The following is an 18,477-nucleotide window of genomic DNA, read 5'->3' on the forward strand; positions in this document are numbered from 1 at the left end:
TGGTCCGCCGCCGATTGACGTCAGCTCTGATCGCCGGATTTGCCCGGTTCGACAAGGCGCGCAGCGCGCTTTTCGACGAAAGCCTTCAGGCCTTCCTCGCTGCGGTTGCTGCTCACGGCCTGGCTGATGAGGGTTTCCATGAACAGGCCGTCTTCATGCGACGCGTCGTTGACGCGCGGCAGGCAGGCGCAGATCGCCCAGTTGGTCAGCGGCGCGTTCTTGGCGATGCGCTTGGCGAGCGACTTGGCGCGTTCGAGCGATTCACCCTTCGGCGTGACATACTGGCAGAGATTGTATTTCTCGCCTTCTTCGGCGGTCAACACGCGCCCGGTCAGCATCAGGTCGGCCATGCGGGCATAGCCCATCAGGCGCTGGATGCGCACCGAACCGCCGCCGCCGACGAAAATGCCGCGCTGGCCTTCCGGCAGAGCGAAAAAGGTTGTCTCGTCGGCAACGCGGATATGCGCGGCCGACGCCACTTCCAGGCCACCGCCAATGCAGGCGCCCTTGAGCGCGGCCACGAAGGGCACGCCGCCGCGTGCCATGAGATCGAGGGTGGGGTGCCAGTGGCCGCGACGACGGCGGCGCGCCTGCGGCGGGGCATTGATCCATTCCAGGGCTTCGGCCAGATCGAGACCGGCGGAAAAATTGTCGCCATGACCGAAAATGACGCCAGCCTTGGCCTCTTCATTCGCCTGGGTCAGGGCAGCGCGCAGTTGGCGGTTTGTCTCGTCGTTGATCGCATTGCGCTTATCCGGGCGGTTCAAACCAATCAGGGCAATGTCGTCTTCGAGTTCATAGGTGACGAGTTGGTCGGTCATATTTCCTCCTTGGCCGTGGGCGGCACAATTGCGCAAGTTGGAGACAATCGCAAGGAGGCTGATATAGTTGACTTGCGCGTCGAGGCCCGGCAAATGGAAGCCGGTTTCGACGAATTTCAGGCTGCAAGGGCGAGGAATCGGCCGCTAACGGGCGGTCCTTCCGCTCTTTGAAGCGTGAGTTTCGCCAACAACTTCAAGCTTCTGGCTGCGATCAACCGGCAGCAGACCTCAGATGGGAGAAACGGCTTTGGGTAACGGGACAGCAACACGTGGCGCCGCCGTCATGGAATACTACATGCGGCCGAAATCGGTGGCGGTCATCGGCTTTTCGTCAAAACCGGGCTCGGCGGGCATGAATGCCCTCACGAATCTGACGACCAATAATTTTGCCGGGGATATCTATCTTGTCGGCCGCAGCGGCGGCGAGGTTGAAGGCCGGAAAGTCTTCACCGAAATCGACCAACTGCCCGAGGGCGTCGATCTGGCGATCTTCACCTTGCCGGCGGCCGGCGTGAAGGAGGCCATGGAGGGCTGCGTTCGCCGCAAGGTCAAGGCGACGGTGATTTTTGCCTCCGGCTTCGCCGAAGTGGGCGAGCGCGCCAAGCAGGACGAACTGGCCAAGATCGCCCGCGACGGCAATGTCGCTCTGCTCGGCCCCAACTGCCTCGGCTATTCCAACTTCATCACCGGCTTCAACGCCTTCTTCGTGTCGGCGACCACCGTTCAGAAGATCGAGGCCAAGCCGCGCTCAGCCGCGGCCGTGATTTCGCAGAGCGGTGGCTTGATGGCGCACATCCGCCAGGGCCTGGATCAGCGTGACATTCCGGTCAGCTACAATCTGTCGTCGGGCAACGAGGCGGGCGTGGGCCTCGCGGATTTCGTCGACTTCTTCGTCGAGGACGAAACCACCGCTTCCATCATCATCTATGTGGAGGAAGTGCGTCAGCCAGAAGCCTTCCTGGCGGCGGCACGCCGCGCCATGGCGGCCGGCAAGCCGGTGCTGATGGTGCATCCGGGCTCAAGCGACAAGGGCCGCGATGCCGTCAATTCCCACACCGGCGCCTTGGCGGGCAACCATGCGGTCATGCGCACGCTCGTCACCCATGCCGGCATCATGTTCGTCGATACGATCGACGAACTGATCGACAGCGCCGAGATTGCTACGCGTTATCCCAAGTCGCCGGTCAATGGTCCGGGCTTCCTGACCTTCTCCGGCGCGTTCTGCGCCCTCGCGCACGACTTCCTGGACAAGCTCGATCTCGACATTCCGCCGCTGTCGGCGGCGCAAGAAGCCGAACTGCGCAAGGTCATGCCGTCCTTCGCCACGCCGCGCAATCCGCTCGATCTGACGACCCAGCCCGTGTGGCAGCCGGAACTGGTCGGGCAGGGCGCGCAGGCGCTGCTCGACGATCCGGCCATGGGCAGCATGGTGATTTCGATTCCGATCGGCCCGCCGGTGCTGGCGATGAAATATCTCGACGGCATCACCAAGGCGATCGACAGCAGCAAAAAGCCGGTGGTGTTCTCAATTCTCGGCGAGCGTTCGCCGCTGCCGCAGGAGTTCATCGACAAGGCCAAAGAGAAGAAGATCATCATCTCCCGTTCGGCGGAGCGCTCCATGCGCGCCATGGCGCAGGTGACCTTCCACGGCCGCGCGGTCGAGCGCGCCAAGATGACCGTCGAAGCCAAGCCGATCTCGGGCCTGCCGTCCTTCGGTAAAGGCACCCAGGCGGAATGGGTCGGCAAGCTGGCACTGAAGGCCGCGGGTATCCGCATCCCCGAGGGTGACCTGGCACGCTCCGCCGATCAGGCGGTGCAGATCGCCGGCAAGATCGGCTATCCGGTGGTGATGAAGGCGCAGGCCGCCAAGCTGGCGCATAAGACGGAAGCCGGCGGCGTGCTCCTCAATCTCGCCGACGAAGCCGCCGTGCGCAAAGCCTGGACGACTCTGCACGAGAACGTCGAGCGCTATCAGCCGGGCTTGAAGCTCGACGGTGTGCTGGTCGAGAAAATGTCGTCGAAGGGTCTCGAGTTCATCGTCGGCTCGCGCCGCGATCCGGTCTGGGGTCCGGTGGTTGTCGTCGGCATCGGTGGCGTTCTGATCGAAGCCATCGGCGACGTGCGCCTGCTGCCGCCCGATCTCTCCAAGGAAGCGATCGTCAAGGAGCTCTACAAGCTCAAGACGGCCAAGCTGCTCGACGGCTTCCGTGGCTCGCCGGCAGTCGATGTCGAAGCCGTGGCGGAAGTCGCGGTCAAGGTCGGCAATCTGATGCTCACCGTGCCGGAGATCATGGAAATCGACATCAATCCGGTGTTCGCGCATCCGCGCGGGCAGGGCGTCACCGCCCTCGACGCGCTGATCGTCACCAAGGACTAGGCAAGGGACTAAGACATGGAGGGAGCGCCCGTGTGGCGCTCCCTTTTCACATCGGCTCGCTTCTACATGGGGTCGATGCGGGCGCGCTGGATATAGTCGGCCCAGTTCTTGATCTCGGCACGCAGATAGGTGTCGATTTCCTTCGGCGTCAGGACGAAGGTGTCGGAACCGGTCGCCGCGAAGAATTCTTCCGTCTCCTTCAACCGCACCATTTCATTGATCCAGCCCGATAGCTTGTCTTTGACCGGCTGCGGCGTCCCGGCCGGCACCGCCACGACCCACCAAGTCAACAGATCGATGCCCGGCACGCCACCTTCCGTCATCGTCGGCACGTCGGGGACGGACTTCATGCGCTCGCCGCTGCCGATGGCCAGCGGCCGCAGTCGACCGGCCTTCATCTGGCCGATCAGATAGGGCGCATCGGCGACCATGTAATCGATATTGCCGCCGAGCAGGTCGTTCAGGCTGTCGCCCATGGTTTTGTATTGCACCTGCACCGCATCGAGGCCGGCGATCTGCTTGTACATTTCGCCCATCACATTGCCGATGGTGGTCGATGTGGCGAACGAGGCCTTGCTGCCCCTCTGCTTGAGGGCGGTGGTCAGCTCCGGCAGCGTCTTGTACGGGCTCTTGGCATCGACGGTGATGAACCAGGCCTGTTTGAACAGCGAGCCGAGATAGTCGAAATCCTTCAGCGGATCGGCTTGCGGCTTCTTGAACAGGGAAAGGCTCGCGGCCAAGGTGCTGCCGCCGACGGGATAGATCACATAGCCATCGGGCCGCTGCCGCGCCACATAGCCATGTGCCAGATTACCGGCGGCGCCGGGTTGATTTTCGACGATGAACGTCTTGCCGGAGATGGTCTGCAACTGCTTGGCGAAATAGCGGCACATGATGTCGGCGCCGCCGCCAGCCGGAAAACCGCAGACGACCCGGATCTCGCGGGTCGGAAAATCCTGCGCCTGCCCGGAGCCGATGGTCGAAACCACGGTGCCGATGGCCACGGCGATGCCGGCAATCCACTGCTTCATGACGTCCCCTCCCGGTCGTAGGGACAGCATGTCGTCTCAGGGCCGCCAAAGCAATGCGCCGGCCGCGAGGGGCGGCCGGCGCATCATGTTTCATCGAAAGCCAGGGTTTAGCGACGGGCCTTCTTGGCCGCTTTCTTCGCAGCCTTCTTGGCGGCCTTCTTCACGGCGCCCTTTTTGGCAGCCTTCTTCGCCTTGACGGGAGCGGCCTTGCCGCGCACCGCCAGCACCTTCTTGGTGCGGCTGGCCTTGGCCGGTTTCGCGCGAGCCGAAGACTTGGTTTTGGCAGACTTGGTTTTGGCAGACTTGGCCTTGGCGGATTTGGCCTTCGTCGCGCGCTTCTCGGGCCGGTTTTCCAGGATGAGATGGCCGACGGCGGTGTTGGAAGCCGGCACCGTGTAGAACCGGTAGACTTCCTCGACGTTCTTGTTGAGCGCGCCGCGGGCGACGAGCCACATCACCATTTCGATGCCTTCGGCACCGGCCTCGCGCATATATTCGACGTGGCGCAGCGCCGTCAGCTTTTCCGGATGAGCGGAGAAGTTGTCCATGAAGTTCTTGTCGAACTTGCTGTTGATCAGGCCGGCGCGCGGGCCGGAAATCTGATGCGACATGCCGCCGGTGCCGAACACCACGACCTTGAGATCCTCGGGGAAGGATTCCACGGCCTTGCGGATCGCTTCGCCGAGGTGGAAGCAGCGATTGCCTGTCGGCGGCGGGAACAGCACGACGTTCACCGCCAGCGGGATGATCTTGCACGGCCATTCTTCCGGCTGGCCGAACATCAGGCTCAGCGGCACGGTCAGACCGTGGTCGACGTCCATCTTGTTGACGACGGTGAGATCGAATTCGTCGAGGATAACCGATTGGGCGATATGGGCGGCGAGTTCCGGATGACCCTTGACGACGGGCACCGGGCGCGGGCCCCAGCCTTCATCGGCGGGAATGAATTCCTCGGCGCAGCCGAGTGCGAAGGTCGGCACCACGTCGACCGAGAACGCCGTCGCATGGTCGTTGAATACGACGATGCAGACATCCGGCTTGATCTCTTCGATCCAGCGCTTCGAGCGCTCGTAGCCGGAGAAGACGCGCTTCCAATAGGGTTCCTCGGTCTTGCCGAGATCGAGTGCCGCGCCGATGGCCGGCACGTGCGACGTGCAGACGCCTGCTACAATCTTAGCCATTTTTCTTTTCCCACTCCGATTTCCTGCGATTGCCTTTCACCGGACGGCCGCCGGCGAGCATCATGTCGGCATATTCCTGCTGGGTGGAGCCGGTCATCTTCGCCGCCACCTGCTGGAAGGACAGGCCGTCGGTCGCGCCCAGTTTGGAAGTGAAGTAAATGTTGCCGCCAAGTTCCAGCATGCGGTTCCACTGGCGATTGAGGATGGCGTCGCGCTGATCGGCGGTGAGCTTGAAACCGTCGAGATATTTATTTTCGTCGGCCTTGAACGCTTCGCGGTTTTCCGCCTTCAACAGCGACATGCAGAACATGTTGATGCTGTAGCCCATGCGGGACTGGTCGGCATCGAACACGATCGTGCCAGGAATATCGGAATATTCCTTTTCTTTCCTTTTGGCTTTCGCCGCACCCTTCATGACAGCTCTCCCCTGATGTCCCTCGCCTGGAACGTCGATGCTGGCGAGCGGACTGGAATGTCTGCTGACGCAGATAGCAGATTCCGACCTAGACACACTAATTTTATGACCGTCTTGACCCACATCAAAACCACCGCGATCGGCTTTGCCGATTGGGGCAACGGCTGTTGGGGAACTCGCGTCTTGACAAACCGATGGGCAGGGACGAAACTAAATCATCCGTACACGGATGAATAAACGGTTTTGGAGGAAACCCCGGGGAGGGCGCGCCATGGAATTCGGATTGCAATTTTTTCCCAGCGTCGGGCCGGATGAAAAAAGTGCCGGCGACTATTTCGCCGAAAGCCTGCGCATCGTCGACGAGGCGGATGCGCTGAATTTCAAGTCGGTACGCATCGTCGAACACTACTTCCGCCCCTATGGCGGCTATAGCCCCAACCCGATCGTCTTCCTGGCGGCGGCGGCGATGCGCACGAAAAAGGCGCGGCTGATGACCGGCGCCGTACTGCCGGTGTTCAACAATCCGATGAAGCTCGCCGGCGAGATCGGCATGCTCGACGCCATCTCCGGTGGACGGCTCGATGTCGGTTTTGCCCGCGCTTTTCTGCCGCACGAATTCGCCCGCTTCGGTATCTCGGTCAACGAAAGCCGTGGCCGCTTCGATGAAGGCATCGAACAGATTCGCTTGCTGCTCGAGCAGGAGACGGTCAGCCACGACGGCAAGTTTCACAAGCTTGATCGCGTCTCCTCGCTGCCGCGTCCGACCCAGACACCACGCCCGCCGTTCTGGATTGCCGCGCTGGCGACGCCCGAGAGTTTCGAATTTGCCGGCCGCATGGGCTACAGCATCATGGCGATCCCGCTGGTCGGCGAGACCTTGCGGCCGCTGTTGGCGCGCTATCGCGAAGCCTGGAAAGCCGCGGGCCACCCCGGCATCGGCCGGGTGATGCTGGCCTTCCACATGTACTGTCATGAATCGAAGCAGGCGGCTTATGAGATCGCCCGCGATCCGATCAACAAATATCTCAAGGCGGTGGTCGACTCCGCCAGCGAATGGGACGGCGAACTCGATTCCAAGGACTATCCCAACTACGGCAAGATCATCGCCAGCCTGCGCGCCGAAACCTTCGAGACGCAGGTGGAAAAGAGCGCCATCTGGGTCGGCGATCCCAAGACGCTGCGCGAGACGGTCGCTCAGTACAACGCCGACGTTGGCGGCTTCGAAAGCGCTTCATTGCAGGTGAATTTCCACAACCTGCCTTATGAGCAGGCCATCACCTCGGCACGTCTGTTCAGCAAGGAAGTGATGCCGCACGTCAAGTGAGGCGATCACGCGCCAAGCTTTCACATATGTCAACACGCGACAGGCGAGGCATAAATGACGGAAGTAGCCATCGATCTCTACCATGGTCTGGCTTCGACATGTTCGAAGAAGGTGCGCCTCTGTCTGTATGAAAAAGGCATTGCTTTCAAAAGCCACTTGCTCGACCTGCAGAAGTTCGAACAACACCAGCCGGATTACCTCAAGCTGAACCCCAATGGCGTTGTGCCGACGCTGGTACATCATGGCCGGCCCGTCATCGAATCCAGCATCATCATCGAATATTTGGACGACGAATTTCCGGACGTGCCGCTCAAGCCGAAAGATTCCTATGGCCGGGCGGCCATGCGGCTGTGGACGAAATATTCCGACGAGGTTGCCTACAAAGCCGTCTATGCACCGACGTGGCACAAGCTGCGTCATCGGGCGGCCGAAGGGCTGTCTGAGGACGCGCGCAACGACACGCTATCGCGGGTGCCATCGGCCGAGCGCCGCGAACGCTGGGCGCGCATGGCGGAGGGTGGTTATTCCGAGCGGGAACTGGAAGAGGCCTATGACAAGATGAAGGCCTGCCTCGATCGCGCCGAAGCCACTTTGGCGACGGCGCCATGGCTGGCCGGCGAGACCTATTCGCTGGCCGATATCGCGATGATCCCCTTCATCGACCGCATTCGCAATCTGCGCCCCGATTTCCTTCCGGAAGGCTCCTATACCCATCTCCTCGATTGGTATCGCCGCCTGAGCAGCAGGGCCGCCTTCAAGAAAGCGTTTCAGTTTACCGACGACCCAAGAGCGAAGGAATTGCCGAACCTCTAATCGAGCGCCTCGAAACGCCACATGCGGCCGAAGCGTTGCAGCGCTTCGTCGCTCATGCTGACGAGCACCGCGTCCTCGCTCACCTGATGCTCGATCGCCGACCAGCAGGGCGCGGCGATCGTATCGCCAAAGCTCCAGTTGAACGTCTTGTCACCGACTTTCGATGTGCCTGTGCCTTGCAGAACGATGAAGATCTGATTGGCCGTGGAGCGATAGGGCTTGCTGCGGAAGCCGCTGTCCCAGCGCTGCATGTGAATGGTGATGGTCGGCATCGTCTGCGTGTCGAGCACGATGCGGTGGCCGAAATGGCCTTCGTTGTCCGGCCGCGCTGCATCGAGCGCTTTTTGCGTCGCCGCCCAGGTGAAACGAAACGGTGAATCCGGCGTCACCGCCTTCACAGGCTCAAGGCCGGCGGGATGTTCCTCGAAGAACATCGGTTCGAGCAGATGGGTGAGGGGCACGTCGAGCCCGTCGAACCAATAGGCCTGCGCCGTGCCGTCGTGGCCATGGCCGTGCCAGCTCCAACCCGGTGTCAGCACCACGTCGCCGGTTTCCATCGGATGTTTCTCGCCATCGACGATCGACCAGGCACCGTGCGAGTCGAGAATAACGCGAAAGGCATGCGGCGCATGCCGATGTGAACTGGCGACTTCGCCGGGCAGGATCGTCTGATAGGCACAGACCAAAGTGCGCAACGTGGCGAAATCATTGCCATCGACCGGATTGCGCATCACCAGATTGCGGCGCTCGGCCAGATCCGTGCCGATCAGCCGCGCGGCGCTGTCGAGCCCGGCCTTGGCTTCGTGCCAGGTCCACTGATGCGGGACGAAAACCGACCTCGGTTCGCGCCATAGAAGAGGGGTCGATCGTTTGATCCAGCCGGGCGTCAGATTGCGTTCGGCGGCGGCGCTCGTCAGATCGTCGAGTGTTTGCACTTTGTCCAAAGCGTCGAGCGGCATGATCCCCTCCCAGGAATGAATACGGCCAACAGGCTTTATCAATCCGCCAATCCGCGCGATTGTGGGCGCAGCCAGGGTCCATGGCAACACATCAATTGCTATTCCTGATCAGGAGTTTTCGCATGTCTGAGACAAAACCCGTCGCCATCGTCACGGGCGCCACCGGCAATCTCGGCCGCGCCGTGTCGTTGCGGTTGATCGAGGACGGTTTCGAGATCATCGGCGTTGGCGGATCGGCTGCGCCCGCCAAGCCCGTCTCCGAAACGTCCTATTCCTACATTCAAGGCGATGCGACGGATGCGGCATCGATGGCGCAGGTCGCCGCGACGGTTTTGCAGCGGTTCGGCCGCATCGATGCTTTGGTGCATACGGTCGGCGGCTTTGCCATGGGGCCCGCGGTTTACGAGACGAGCGATGCCGACCTCGACAAGATGATGGGCATGAACGTCAAATCGGTGCTGGCGACGGCCCATGCGATGACGCCGCCGATGATCGCAGCCGGGCGGGGCAAGATCGTTTTCGTATCAGCGCTCGCTGCCGGCCACGGCGTCGCCCGCATGGGTGCTTATGTGGCGGCCAAGAGCGCCGTGGCGCGTTTGACCGAAGCCATGTCGGACGAGGTGCGGCAGCAAGGCATCAACGTCAATTGCATCATGCCTTCGGCCATGGCGACACCGCAGAACCGCGCCACCATGGGGCAGGCCTCGATGGTGCCGCTGGAGGATGTCGCAGATGTCTGCGCCTTCCTCGTCTCCGATCGGGCGCGGGCTCTGCACGGCGCGGCCATTCCGGTGCGCGGCCTCACATAAAGAAAAACCCCGGACTTTCGTCCGGGGTTCGAAATCTTTTCGCGTAATGCGAATTAGGCGGACTTCAGTTCCGCTTCGGCGAACTCGTAGTTGGCGAGCTTGTCGAGGAAGTTCGTCACATAGTCGGGACGACGGTTGCGGAAGTCGAGATAGTAGCTGTGTTCCCACACGTCGAGGCCGAGAATGGCCTTGCCTTCGCCGGTGGCGAGCGGGTTCGAGCCGTTCGGGGTCTTGGTGACCTTCAGCTTGCCGTCCTTGCCGACGATGAGCCAGGCCCAGCCCGAGCCGAACTGGCTGATGGCCGCCGCCTTGAAGGCTTCCTTGAACGCGTCGACGCCGCCGAGGTCTTCCTTGATCTTCGCTTCCAGAGCGCCCGGGATGGCGCCGCCCTTCGGCGACAGCGCCTTCCAGAACAGAATGTGATTCCAATGCTGGCCGGCATTGTTGAACACCGGAGCCATGTCGTCCTTGCCGAAGGACAATTTGACGATCTCTTCGAGGGATTTGCCCTTCAGCGCGTCGTTCTTTTCGACGAAGCCGTTGAGCGCGGTCACGTAAGCCTGATGGTGCTTGCCGTGGTGGAGTTCGAGGGTCTCCTGGCACATGCCCTTATCAGCCAGGGCGTTTTGGGAATAGGGCAGGGAGGGAAGTTCGAATGCCATTGTCGTTTTCTCCAGCTTTAAACCGATTTTCCTGCCAGTTCAGGCGATTGCGACAGGTCTTGGCGAAGTGCCGAGGCGGTTGGGCGAGGCCTACTAGTTAGAAAGGAAGCAGGTTCCCGTCAAGGAACGCGCGAAGGCCCCCGCCGATGATGGGCGCAAACACCTGGACCAAACGCCTGGGGGTCTGGTCGCCATCGACAACGCCTATCGGCATGATAGGCCCTGTCAAATGGCTGCGACGGTTTCACGACATCATGACGTGAAACGCACCCTGTTCGGAAATGTTCCGCTTTGTCGATCGGCGCGGCCGAGAATCGGCCGGAGTTGGTCTTGCGGGGGCCGCGCGGGCCGATAGGGACCGTTCGGCGCATCGTGTCCTATTCCCACCGCCTTCCGATGTGCGCCCACGCACAAGCCGATGCCTGAGCGCGGCGCATGTTGACCGTGGTGCCACACGCTCGGTCCAGTTCTTCCGGCTCGAACGCGAGCGTGTTTCGGCGTAAGTGGATCACTCAAAGCGATGAATGGAAATATCGTCGACAGATGGAAGCGGCGGGCAAATAAAATGAGCGGACCGCAAGCCAGGCCCCCTTTTGCCGGACGCATAGTGCAAGCGGTCGTGATCGTCTTTGCGCGTTTCATCACCGCCACGCGCGGTCGATGGGAAGGTGTCGCGCCGATCGACGAGCAACGCATCTATTTCGCCAATCATGTCAGTCACGGCGACTTCGTTCTGATCTGGACGGCGCTGCCGCGGCGGTTGCGAAGCCGCACGCGCCCCGTTGCCGGCTCCGATTACTGGCTGAAGAGTAGCCTGCGGCGTTTCATCGGCCGCGATGTCTTCAACGCCGTTCTCATCGACCGCAATCGAGACACGCGGATGGACGACCCGATCGTCCAGATGAGCGATGCTCTTGACGCTGGCGAATCCCTGATCGTGTTTCCCGAGGGCACGCGCAACACGACGGAGGCGCCGCTGTTGGCTTTCAAGAGCGGTTTGTACCATCTGGCGACCGCCCGCCGCAGCGTTGCTCTGGTGCCGGTGTGGATCGACAACCTCAACCGCGTCATGCCGAAGGGCGAATTCGTGCCGATCCCGCTGATCTGCACCGTCACCTTCGGCGCGGCCCTGCATCTCGGCGAGAGCGAAGCGAAACAGGCGTTCTTGACCAGAGCCGAAGAGGCCCTGCTGGCCCTCTCTCCCAAGGCAAATACCCTATGACGGCGCCACCGCCCAATCTCGTGATCGTTCTGTCCGGGCTGCTCGTCATCCTGATCGTCGCCTCAGGCGTCGGTTATGGACTGCAACGCAAGCTTTCCCCCGACGGGACGAATGCGGTCATCGAGAACCTGAACGACCGCATCCGCGCCTGGTGGGTGATGGTCGTATTGATGGGACTTGCGTTGATCGGTGGCAAGACCGGTGTGACGCTTCTCTTTGCGTTCTGCTCCTTCGCGGCCTTGCGCGAATTCATCACGCTCATCAACACGCGCCGAGCCGATCACTGGGCATTGGCGGCCGCCTTTTTCATCGTTCTGCCGGTGCAGTATTATCTCATCTGGATCGACTGGTACGGTCTCTATTCGATCTTCATTCCCGTCTACGCTTTCTTGCTGATGCCGATCGTCGCGGCCTTGCGCGGCGACACCGACCGCTTTCTGGTGCGCATCGCCGAGGTGCAGTGGGCGCTGATGATCTGCGTCTTCTGCGTGTCTCATGTTCCGGCTTTGCTCAGTCTCGATATTGCTGATTATCACGGCCGTAACGTCTTGCTGATTGCTTTCCTCGTCATCGTCGTGCAGGCGAGCGACGTCCTGCAATATGTCTGGGGCAAGCTGCTTGGTCGCACCAAGATCGCGCCGAAATTGTCGCCTTCCAAGACGGTCGAGGGGTTCGTCGGCGGTGCGCTCTCCGCCATGGCCGTCGGCGCCGGTCTGTCCTGGATCACGCCCTTCACGCCATTGCAGGCCGCCTTACTGTCGTTTGTTATCGTTCTGATGGGCTTCTTTGGTGGCCTTGTGATGTCGGCGATCAAGCGCGACCGGGGCGTCAAGGACTGGGGCCATCTGATCGCCGGCCATGGCGGTTTCATCGACCGCCTCGATTCGGTGATCTTCTCGGCGCCGATCTTTTTCCATCTGGTGCGCTACGGCTGGTCGGCCACATGAGCGCGCTGTTCACCCGTCTGGCGCGCAGCAGCGTTACCCATGTTGCTGTCGCCTTCCTTCTGATGGGGAGCTGGGCCGCCTTTGCCAACCATAGCCATCCGATGCCGGCGCCGCTCTATGCCGGACTGATCCAGGGGACGATTTCCGCCTGCATCACCTTGGTTCTGAAACGCGGGATCGAATATCTCGCCAGACATTTCGAAGGATTGGCCGGCCTCATCCTCCCACCGGTGATCGCCGGATTGATTTCGGCAAGTTTGCTAACCGCTATTCATATGATCGCCGGCACACCGGAGATCGCCACGACGATCGCGGTGCCGCTAACGGTCGCGACCAGCTACGCGGCGCTTTACAATCTCTCTCTTTGGCGAGCCGGAAAACTCGATGACCAACGATCCTGACCGCCGCCCTCTGTCGAGCCGCGACACGGGCTGGGCGCATGCAATCGCCCGTTTCCTGACGACCTCGGGGCTTTCGCCCAATCAAATCTCCATCGCCAGCATGGTGATGGCAGCGCTGGCCGGCATTGCCTTCTGGCGCGCCGGTCTGGCGGATGGCACGCCGCGTGCGGTTCTCTTCATCGTGGCGGTCCTGTTCTGTCAGCTCCGGCTGCTCTGCAATCTGTTCGATGGCATGGTCGCCATCGAAGGCGACAAGCGCAGTGCCGATGGCGCGTTTTGGAACGAGTTTCCAGATCGTATCGCCGATCTGCTGATTTTTGGCGGCGCCGGTTACGGCGTCGGCGAGCCAGCCCTCGGTTGGGCCGGGGCCAGTTTCGCGATCCTGACGGCTTATACCCGCGAACTGGGCCGTGCCTGCGGCCTGCCGGCCGATTTCTCCGGCCCGATGGCCAAACAGCATCGCATGGCGACGATCAGTGTGGCGGGACTGCTGTCATTGTTCGAGCCGCTCTGGGGTGGCCACAATCAAGTCCTCACGGTGGCGCTCTGGCTGATTGTCATCGGAGCCATCGTCACGACGCTTCGGCGCGCGATCCGCATCGTGCGCGCGCTGCGGGTCGGCTGAGACCTAGCTCGCGGTGCGCGCGTGTTCGCGGACGATGAGCAATTGCGCGGCTGTCGATGCGGCGATGACCGCCGGCAGCTTGCCTTCGATCGCTTCGATACCGATCGGGCAGACGAGCCGTGCAATCGTGTCCGTGGCCAGACCGAGATCGGCCAGGCGATGTTCGAAGCGAGCCCGTTTGGTGGCCGATCCGATGAGCCCGACATAGGGAAAGCGCCGCGCCGCGAGCGCCCGTGCGACGATATCAAAATCGAGCGCATGCGAATGGGTCATGATCAGGATGAAGGCGTCCTTGTCGGCCGCAGCGATTTCCTCGACCGGATTGGTACTGGCGACCGGCGTCACATTGGCTGGCATGGCAGCAGGAAACATCTTGCGGCGTGGATCGATCCAGCGCACCGTGAAGGGCAGGGGCGCGAGCGCCAGCACCAAGGCGCGGCCGACATGGCCGGCACCGAAGAGCAAGAGGCTCGTCGGCACCTCCTCGAAATTCTCGACATATTCGCTGGCGCCCATGGCGCTGTCCTCGCCGATCGGCGCGATGCGCCGCTTCATGCGGCCGTCGGCACCGACGCTCGCGACGATATATTGCCGGTGCGTAACATCGGCGAGCGCGCGCAGTTCCGCGAGATGGTTGCGGTCGAAGGTTTCGATCCGCACCCAGACGCGGCCGCCGCAGCATTGGCCGAGGTCTGGCCCCAGCGCCTGCGACCGTTCGATCACCGGCTCCTTGGCGCGGGCGAGCGCTTCGCGCGCATGGGCGATGGCTTCATATTCGAGCGCGCCGCCGCCGATCGTGCCGTTGAAGGCGCCTGACGGACGCACCACCATCCAGGCGCCGGCATCGCGCGGGCTGGAGCCGGCGGTGCGCGGCAGGCTGACCAGCGCGGCGCTGCCTTCGCCGGCAATCGCGTCAAGCAGCAGCTTGAACGGCGTCATGGTCGTTTGGCGAGCGTATTGGTGAGCGCCTCGGCCGCCATCAGGATGCGCTCCGGCGTCGCCGGCGCATCGAGCGGCACTTGTCGTCCAGGCGCCAGGCTATGCAGCGCGTCGAGAATGGCCGAGAAGACCGAGATCGCCAGCATGAACGGCGGTTCGCCGACCGCCTTGGAACGGTAGATCGTGACTTCGCGATTGGGATGGTCGAGCAGATCGACGCGGAAATCCTTCGGCACGTCGGAAGCGACGGGAATTTTATAGGTCGAAGGCGCGTGGGTGGTCAGAATGCCCTTGTCGTTGAAGACCAGTTCTTCCGTCGTCAGCCAGCCCATGCCCTGCACGAAGCCGCCTTCGATCTGGCCTTTGTCGAGAGCCGGATTCAGCGAATTGCCGACGTCGTGCAGCACGTCGACGCGGGTCACTTTCATCTCGCCGGTAAGGGTATCGATGATGACTTCGGAACAGGCCGCGCCATAGGCATAGTAAAGGAACGGACGGCCTTTGCGGGCTTCGCGATCCCATTCGATCTTCGGTGTCTTGTAGAAGCCCGCATGCGAGAGCTGCACGCGCGCCTGCCGGCATTGCTTGGCGAAGTCGGGGAAGGGCACGGTCGCGTTGCCGATGTAGACCACGCCGTCGCGGAAGGCGATGCTGTTCTCCGGCACGCCATAGGCCTCGACCGCATGCGCGATCATCCGCGCCTTGATGGAGGCAGCGGCAATCTGCGCCGCCATGCCGTTGAGATCGGAGCCGGAGCTGGCAGCGGTGGGCGATGTATTGGGCACTTTCGCCGTATTGGTGGCGGTGACGCGCACCCAATCAAGGGGAATGCCGAACTCCTCGGCCACCACCTGCGCCACTTTGGTGAACAGGCCCTGGCCCATTTCCGTGCCGCCGTGGTTCAGATGCACCGAGCCGTCCTGATAGACATGGACCAAGGCGCCGGCCTGGTTCATGGCGATCAGGGTGAAGGAAATACCGAACTGCACGGGCGTCAGCGCCAGGCCTTTCTTGAGGATCGGCGATGTCGCATTGAACGCGGCGATGGCAGCCTTGCGCCGGCGATAGTCGCTGGAGGCTTCGAGCTTGTCGAGCAGCGCGACGAGGACGTCCGCATCCTCGGCCTTTTGCCCATAGGGCGTCAGGTCGCCGCCGGGCCGCAGGAGGTTGGCCTTGCGCACGTCGAGTGGATCGAGCCCGGTGGTATGAGCGATGCCGTCCATCGCGCGTTCGATCGCCAGCATGCCCTGCGGTCCGCCGAAGCCGCGAAAGGCGGTATTCGAAACGGTGTTGGTGCGCAGCCGCGTCGACAGGATTTTCACCTGCGGCAGCCAATAGCAATTGCCGGCATGGAACATGGCACGATCGCACACACCAGGCGACAGATCGACCGAGCAGCCGCAGCGCGCATGCAAGGTCACGTTATAAGCGCTGACCTGGCCGCGCGCGTCGAAGCCAATAGCCCAATCGGCGCGAAAATCATGGCGCTTGCCGGTGATGGCAAAATCATCGTCGCGATCGAGCCGCACCTTGCAGGGCTTGCCGGTGACGCGCGCCGCGAGCGCCGCCATCACGGCGGTCTGCGCTGCCTGGCTCTCCTTGCCGCCGAAGCCGCCGCCCATGCGGCGGGTTTCGACGGTGACGAAAGCATCCGGCATGGCGAGCACGCGCGCCACCACATGCTGCACTTCCGTCGGATCCTGCGTCGACGAATGGACGAGGATTTCGCCGGCTTCACCGGGAACGGCGAGAGCGGCCTGTCCCTCGAGATAGAAATGTTCCTGGCCGCCGATCTGCAATTGCCCCGCAAGTTGCAACGGCGCGGATTTGATCGCGTCCGCTGGATCGCCGCGATTGAAATCATAATCCGGCAGCACTTTCGCATTGGCCGCCAATGCATCCTCAATGGTGAGAAGCGGTTTGCTCGGCGTGATCTCGACACGCGCCAGTTTGGCGGCGCGGCGGGCTTCATCGCGCGTGCGCGCCACCACCGCGAAGATCACCTGGCCGGCGAAGACGATCTCTTTCTCGGCGAACAGCGGATCGTCACCAAAAGCCGGCGCCACGTCGTTCTTGCCGGGAATGTCGGTGGGGGTGAGAACCGCGACGACACCGGGCGCGGTCCGCACCGCATCGAGATCGATCTTGGTGATCGTGCCGCTGGCAACGTTGGCGAGGCCGGGCGCCACATGCAGCGTGCCTGCGGGTTCGAGTATGTCGTCGATATAGGGCGCGACGCCGCGCACATGCAGGCGGGCGGAATCATGCGGGGAGGGTTTGCGCACGATCGACAGGCGCTCGCCGCTGGCTTCCGGGGCCATATGTTCATTCGGCAGCATCGATCAATCCCAAATCTGAGTTGAAGGCGAGAAGGCGCGTCGCGCCGCCGCCGCCAGCCTCGATGAAAGCCTTGCGCAGCAGATTGCGCGCGACGAGCTGGCGATAGGCGGCACTGGCGCGCATGTCGCTGATCGGTTGCAGGTCATCGGCCAGCGCATTCAGCGCGACGCTCCAGGTCCGCTCGTCGTCGAGCACGACGCGCAGACAGGCGGCCTCGGTCTTGCGAGCGCGTGCCGGAATGCCGGCCATGCCGCCAAAGCCCGTGCGCGCGCAGACGATGCGCTTGCCGTCAAGTGTGAATTTGAACGCGGCCAGCACGGCGGAAATGTCCTCGTCGAACCGTTTGCTGACCTTGTAGATATGCACGCTGTCATCGGTCGCTGGCCGCTTGACGATGATGCGGCGGACATATTCGCCGACCTGCCGATCCTGCTTCTTATAGGCGAGAAAGAAATCTTCCAGCGGCAAGGTGCGGCGCACGTCACGGCGCTGCAGCTCGATGGTGGCGCCCAGCGCGATGAGGCTGGGCGCGAGATCGCCGATCGGCGAGCCATTGGCGATATTGCCGCCCACCGTGCCGGACGCGCGCACCTGTGCCGAGCCAAAGCGGCGCATGACTTCGCCAAGATCGGCATGCAACTCGCCCAAGAGCGGCGCCGCGTCGGCGAGCTTGACGCCAGCGCCCAGCGAGAGCTCGCCCGACGTTGCTTGGATTTCGTCGAAGCCCTGTACGCGGCCGAGCCAGATCACTTTTTTCGGGGCGGCGAGGCCCTTGGTGATGCTCAGCCCAAAATCGGTGGCACCGCCGACGAGATGCGCTTCGGGATTGTTGGCATAGAGCCGCGACAGGGTGGCTTCACGCGCCGGCGCGGCGAAGAAAGCGTTTTCATCGCCAATAAAGATGTCTTCGGCGGCGGCTTCGAGCACCGGGGCCGGAGCGGGCAGGGCGGACCGTTCCGTCGTGGCGCAGGCATCCATCATCGCATCGATGATCGGCCGGTAGCCGGTACAGCGGCAGAGGTTGCCGGCGAGCGCGTCGCAGATGCTGCCGCGCGTGACTGGTACGTCGCTCTGCCGATAGAGCGTGAACAGGCTCATGACGATGCCCGGCGTGCAGAAGCCGCATTGTGAGCCGTGATGGTCGACCATCGCCTGTTGCACGGGATGCAGCGTGCCGTTAGCGGCGAGATCCTCGACGGTGACGACTTCGGCGCCGTCCACCTGCCCGAGCAGCAGGATGCAGGCATTCACCGGCAGATATTCGGTCTTGCCGTTGCGCTGCCGGCTGAGAGCGACCGTGCAGGCGCCGCAATCGCCTTCGGCGCAGCCTTCCTTGGTGCCGGTGGCCCGCGCGTCGAGCCGCAGCCAATCGAGCAGGGTGGCGTGCGGCGCGAAGTCCGATATCTCGACAGGCGCGCCGCGAAACGTGAAGCGGATCGCCGCGCGGGGGTGGCTTTGGGGCTGGCCAGGGCTGCTCAACACTTTTTCACGCCTCATCCTGCTGTCTGCAACTGTCTCACGAACGATCGGCACGCGCCAAGGCCGCGGACGGCCGCCCAAACCTGCCCACTTTAAAAGGGGAGCAAATTAGATTCCAGTTGAAACGGGCCG

General features: G+C 62.5%; 16 protein-coding genes and 1 pseudogene. 8 read left to right on the forward strand and 9 right to left on the reverse strand.

Features of this window, described 5'->3' with window-relative positions; translation table 11 throughout:
- Window positions 1-20: 20 nt before the first annotated feature.
- Entirely contained in the window at window positions 21-821 is an 801-nt protein-coding gene (locus tag OIM99_RS12585; protein WP_311850757.1) for a crotonase/enoyl-CoA hydratase family protein, read from the reverse strand.
- Window positions 822-1,068: 247 nt separating this feature from the next.
- Between OIM99_RS12585 and OIM99_RS12590 the strand changes: the two genes are divergently transcribed.
- On the forward strand, window positions 1,069-3,198 hold the full coding sequence (locus OIM99_RS12590; RefSeq protein WP_311850758.1) for an acetate--CoA ligase family protein: 2,130 nt from the start codon (window positions 1,069-1,071) through the stop codon (window positions 3,196-3,198).
- Window positions 3,199-3,260: 62 nt separating this feature from the next.
- Here the strand turns inward: OIM99_RS12590 and OIM99_RS12595 are convergent, their stop codons facing one another.
- The 3 genes and pseudogenes from OIM99_RS12595 to ligA all read right to left on the reverse strand — a co-directional run bounded on the left by OIM99_RS12595 (window position 3,261) and on the right by ligA (window position 5,825).
- Window positions 3,261-4,229 (reverse strand): tripartite tricarboxylate transporter substrate binding protein, encoded by a 969-nt coding sequence (locus tag OIM99_RS12595; protein ID WP_311850759.1) that lies wholly within the window; start codon window positions 4,227-4,229, stop codon window positions 3,261-3,263.
- A 347-nt stretch (window positions 4,230-4,576) separates the two neighbouring features.
- A pseudogene (locus OIM99_RS12600) lies at window positions 4,577-5,410 on the reverse strand (class III extradiol dioxygenase subunit beta); the annotation flags it as partial.
- Window positions 5,403-5,825 carry a protocatechuate 4,5-dioxygenase subunit alpha gene (gene ligA / locus OIM99_RS12605; RefSeq protein WP_311850761.1) on the reverse strand — a complete coding sequence of 141 codons (423 nt, stop codon included), beginning with the start codon at window positions 5,823-5,825 and terminating at the stop codon, window positions 5,403-5,405. The pseudogene OIM99_RS12600 and the gene ligA, both read right to left, overlap by 8 nt.
- A 271-nt stretch (window positions 5,826-6,096) precedes the next feature.
- Here ligA and OIM99_RS12610 point away from each other — a divergent pair, with 271 nt between their 5' ends.
- Together OIM99_RS12610 and OIM99_RS12615 are read left to right on the forward strand one after the other, a co-directional pair.
- On the forward strand, window positions 6,097-7,149 hold the full coding sequence (locus OIM99_RS12610; protein ID WP_311850762.1) for an LLM class flavin-dependent oxidoreductase: 1,053 nt from the start codon (window positions 6,097-6,099) through the stop codon (window positions 7,147-7,149).
- Window positions 7,150-7,203: 54 nt separating this feature from the next.
- Window positions 7,204-7,962: a glutathione S-transferase family protein gene (locus OIM99_RS12615; protein ID WP_311850763.1), complete on the forward strand. Its 759-nt coding sequence runs from the start codon at window positions 7,204-7,206 to the stop codon at window positions 7,960-7,962.
- On the opposite strand, the gene OIM99_RS12620 is transcribed toward OIM99_RS12615, so the two are convergent.
- Window positions 7,959-8,921, reverse strand: a complete 963-nt coding sequence (locus OIM99_RS12620) for a cupin domain-containing protein (protein ID WP_311850764.1) — start codon at window positions 8,919-8,921, stop codon at window positions 7,959-7,961. The genes OIM99_RS12615 and OIM99_RS12620 overlap by 4 nt on opposite strands.
- A 122-nt stretch (window positions 8,922-9,043) precedes the next feature.
- Here OIM99_RS12620 and OIM99_RS12625 point away from each other — a divergent pair, with 122 nt between their 5' ends.
- Window positions 9,044-9,730, forward strand: a complete 687-nt coding sequence (locus OIM99_RS12625; protein ID WP_311850765.1) for an SDR family NAD(P)-dependent oxidoreductase — start codon at window positions 9,044-9,046, stop codon at window positions 9,728-9,730.
- A 53-nt stretch (window positions 9,731-9,783) separates the two neighbouring features.
- On the opposite strand, the gene OIM99_RS12630 is transcribed toward OIM99_RS12625, so the two are convergent.
- Window positions 9,784-10,392, reverse strand: a complete 609-nt coding sequence (locus OIM99_RS12630) for a superoxide dismutase (protein ID WP_311850766.1) — start codon at window positions 10,390-10,392, stop codon at window positions 9,784-9,786.
- Window positions 10,393-10,957: 565 nt separating this feature from the next.
- Here OIM99_RS12630 and OIM99_RS12635 point away from each other — a divergent pair.
- Genes OIM99_RS12635 through OIM99_RS12650 form a run of 4 tightly spaced genes read left to right on the forward strand, consistent with a single transcriptional unit; the run spans window position 10,958 to window position 13,587 of the window.
- The gene (locus tag OIM99_RS12635) at window positions 10,958-11,614 is read left to right on the forward strand and encodes a lysophospholipid acyltransferase family protein (protein ID WP_311850768.1); all 657 of its coding nucleotides are present in this window, start codon (window positions 10,958-10,960) and stop codon (window positions 11,612-11,614) included.
- The gene (locus OIM99_RS12640) at window positions 11,611-12,561 is read left to right on the forward strand and encodes a phosphatidate cytidylyltransferase (RefSeq protein WP_311850770.1); all 951 of its coding nucleotides are present in this window, start codon (window positions 11,611-11,613) and stop codon (window positions 12,559-12,561) included. Before OIM99_RS12635 ends, OIM99_RS12640 begins: the two co-directional genes overlap by 4 nt.
- A complete protein-coding gene (locus tag OIM99_RS12645; RefSeq protein WP_311850771.1) occupies window positions 12,558-12,962 on the forward strand; it encodes a hypothetical protein in 405 nt (134 codons plus the stop codon). The genes OIM99_RS12640 and OIM99_RS12645 overlap by 4 nt, the downstream gene beginning before the upstream one ends.
- Window positions 12,946-13,587 carry a CDP-alcohol phosphatidyltransferase family protein gene (locus OIM99_RS12650; RefSeq protein WP_311850772.1) on the forward strand — a complete coding sequence of 214 codons (642 nt, stop codon included), beginning with the start codon at window positions 12,946-12,948 and terminating at the stop codon, window positions 13,585-13,587. Before OIM99_RS12645 ends, OIM99_RS12650 begins: the two co-directional genes overlap by 17 nt.
- 3 nt (window positions 13,588-13,590) lie before the next feature.
- On the opposite strand, the gene xdhC is transcribed toward OIM99_RS12650, so the two are convergent.
- The 3 genes from xdhC to xdhA are packed head-to-tail and all read right to left on the reverse strand — an operon-like array spanning window position 13,591 to window position 18,348.
- Complete coding sequence (xdhC, locus tag OIM99_RS12655; protein ID WP_311850773.1) at window positions 13,591-14,526, reverse strand: xanthine dehydrogenase accessory protein XdhC; 936 nt, start codon at window positions 14,524-14,526, stop codon at window positions 13,591-13,593.
- Window positions 14,523-16,865 (reverse strand): xanthine dehydrogenase molybdopterin binding subunit, encoded by a 2,343-nt coding sequence (gene xdhB, locus OIM99_RS12660; protein ID WP_311850774.1) that lies wholly within the window; start codon window positions 16,863-16,865, stop codon window positions 14,523-14,525. Before xdhB ends, xdhC begins: the two co-directional genes overlap by 4 nt.
- Window positions 16,852-18,348: a xanthine dehydrogenase small subunit gene (gene xdhA / locus OIM99_RS12665; RefSeq protein WP_311850775.1), complete on the reverse strand. Its 1,497-nt coding sequence runs from the start codon at window positions 18,346-18,348 to the stop codon at window positions 16,852-16,854. Before xdhA ends, xdhB begins: the two co-directional genes overlap by 14 nt.
- Window positions 18,349-18,477 lie beyond the last annotated feature (129 nt).

The sequence above is a fragment of the Methylocella sp. CPCC 101449 genome (genome assembly GCF_031921685.1).
Classification (GTDB): domain Bacteria; phylum Pseudomonadota; class Alphaproteobacteria; order Rhizobiales; family Beijerinckiaceae; genus Terripilifer.

Coding starts and splice junctions, on each gene's coding strand:
- OIM99_RS12585 (WP_311850757.1), bottom strand. CDS start 821: ATGACCGACCAACTCGTCACCTATGAACTCGAAGACGACATTGCCCTG.
- OIM99_RS12595 (WP_311850759.1), bottom strand. CDS start 4,229: ATGAAGCAGTGGATTGCCGGCATCGCCGTGGCCATCGGCACCGTGGTT.
- ligA (WP_311850761.1), bottom strand. CDS start 5,825: ATGAAGGGTGCGGCGAAAGCCAAAAGGAAAGAAAAGGAATATTCCGAT.
- OIM99_RS12610 (WP_311850762.1), top strand. CDS start 6,097: ATGGAATTCGGATTGCAATTTTTTCCCAGCGTCGGGCCGGATGAAAAA.
- OIM99_RS12615 (WP_311850763.1), top strand. CDS start 7,204: ATGACGGAAGTAGCCATCGATCTCTACCATGGTCTGGCTTCGACATGT.
- OIM99_RS12620 (WP_311850764.1), bottom strand. CDS start 8,921: ATGCCGCTCGACGCTTTGGACAAAGTGCAAACACTCGACGATCTGACG.
- OIM99_RS12625 (WP_311850765.1), top strand. CDS start 9,044: ATGTCTGAGACAAAACCCGTCGCCATCGTCACGGGCGCCACCGGCAAT.
- OIM99_RS12630 (WP_311850766.1), bottom strand. CDS start 10,392: ATGGCATTCGAACTTCCCTCCCTGCCCTATTCCCAAAACGCCCTGGCT.
- OIM99_RS12635 (WP_311850768.1), top strand. CDS start 10,958: ATGAGCGGACCGCAAGCCAGGCCCCCTTTTGCCGGACGCATAGTGCAA.
- OIM99_RS12640 (WP_311850770.1), top strand. CDS start 11,611: ATGACGGCGCCACCGCCCAATCTCGTGATCGTTCTGTCCGGGCTGCTC.
- OIM99_RS12645 (WP_311850771.1), top strand. CDS start 12,558: ATGAGCGCGCTGTTCACCCGTCTGGCGCGCAGCAGCGTTACCCATGTT.
- OIM99_RS12650 (WP_311850772.1), top strand. CDS start 12,946: ATGACCAACGATCCTGACCGCCGCCCTCTGTCGAGCCGCGACACGGGC.
- xdhC (WP_311850773.1), bottom strand. CDS start 14,526: ATGACGCCGTTCAAGCTGCTGCTTGACGCGATTGCCGGCGAAGGCAGC.
- xdhB (WP_311850774.1), bottom strand. CDS start 16,865: ATGCTGCCGAATGAACATATGGCCCCGGAAGCCAGCGGCGAGCGCCTG.